This is a genomic window from Halarchaeum acidiphilum MH1-52-1, assembly GCF_000474235.1.
GTDB classification, from domain to species: Archaea; Halobacteriota; Halobacteria; order Halobacteriales; family Halobacteriaceae; genus Halarchaeum; species Halarchaeum acidiphilum.
On sequence record NZ_BATA01000155.1, the window covers coordinates 1 to 663 of the forward strand.

The window sequence follows — 663 nt, forward strand, 5'->3', positions numbered from 1 at the left end:
GTCTTGGCCGACGAGAATCTCGAGTCGGGAGTGTTCGCCCCACTCGACCGAGTACGACGTGTTTCGGATGTACGTCCGCAGTTCGCGGCCCTCGTCTTGGTTGCCCCAAAAGCCGGGCTTGCCGTTGGCTTCGCCCTTCTCTCGGAGTGCGAAGAACGAGCGCCACGCTTCGCGGTTCTTGCGTTCGATCTGTTGAACGGTCGAAGCGCCGAGCGTACCGCCGTACCGACCGCGGTACTCGTCGATCTCCCAAACGTCGCCGTCCGGGTCGTCGAAGTTGGTTCGGCGCTGGTAATTGATCTCGTTCCAGAGTGCGGCTGAAGCGTCCAACAGTTGGCGAAGCAACTCCTCGTCCTCGTCGGACTGCGGAACCACTTCGAACTCGTTGGTGCGCTTCATCGCTACTTCTGTGTACGAGCGCAACTAACATAAACCTACGGGTTTTCGTAGTCGATGTGTCGAACCACGTTAACATCGAAGTGCCCGACGACGAACAGTACGAGCGCATCAAACGCGTGAAAAACGAACACGGTCTGACGTGGCGCGGGATGTTGATCCACGCCGCCGACGACCTGGAGACTCCGGCAGGGGAGTAACCAGTGGTTTGCGTAGCCGAGTGACGCGATTCACGCCCGCCGTGAACGGCGGGACTCTCTCGCTGTT

The 663-nt window shown here is 59.7% G+C and carries 1 protein-coding gene and 1 pseudogene; one reads left to right on the forward strand and one right to left on the reverse strand.

Annotation, left to right across the window (positions count from 1 at the left end):
* Positions 1 to 399: pseudogene (locus AOZ13_RS13640) on the reverse strand (IS200/IS605 family transposon protein TnpB); the annotation flags it as partial.
* A gap of 56 nt (positions 400 to 455) precedes the next feature.
* Between AOZ13_RS13640 and AOZ13_RS14635 the strand changes: the two are divergent.
* Positions 456 to 596 carry a hypothetical protein gene (locus tag AOZ13_RS14635; protein WP_021780798.1) on the forward strand — a complete coding sequence of 47 codons (141 nt, stop codon included), beginning with the start codon at positions 456 to 458 and terminating at the stop codon, positions 594 to 596.
* Positions 597 to 663: the final 67 nt, after the last annotated feature.